This window comes from Bowmanella yangjiangensis (assembly GCF_017255015.1).
Classification (GTDB): Bacteria; Pseudomonadota; Gammaproteobacteria; order Enterobacterales; family Alteromonadaceae; genus Bowmanella; species Bowmanella yangjiangensis.
In genome coordinates, this window is sequence record NZ_JAFKCS010000793.1 from 1 (window position 1) to 331 (window position 331).

Here is a 331-nt window from a genome sequence, read left to right on the forward strand (position 1 = left end):
GCGCCATGATGTAACCCAGCTCCCCCAGCGCAGGCAGCAACTCGGACCAGTCACAGCGCAGGCGCACGGCATCCACGCCGAGGCGGCTGGCGGTCAGTTCGGCCTCGCTGACACCCAGTACGGCAGCCGCATCACGGGCCCGCAGACGGGGCTGTTCGAGACGCAGGGCCTGCCAGGCCCGGTACAGGTCGATGGCCGGCAAGGCGGCGGGATTCACACTATTCATCGGGACAACTCCTCTCACGGCAAGACGTGCCCGCTGTTCCTGCACAGCGACGGCAATCTACAAACGATAATCTATATGAGAATTATTTGCATCAGATAAATAATC

At 61.3% G+C, this 331-nt stretch carries 1 protein-coding gene; it reads right to left on the bottom strand.

The window, feature by feature from the left end; all coding sequences use genetic code 11:
• Positions 1 to 244: ChuX/HutX family heme-like substrate-binding protein (locus tag J0A65_RS26710; protein WP_206597192.1), on the bottom strand; the 244-nt coding region annotated here is incomplete at its 3' end.
• Positions 245 to 331: the final 87 nt, after the last annotated feature.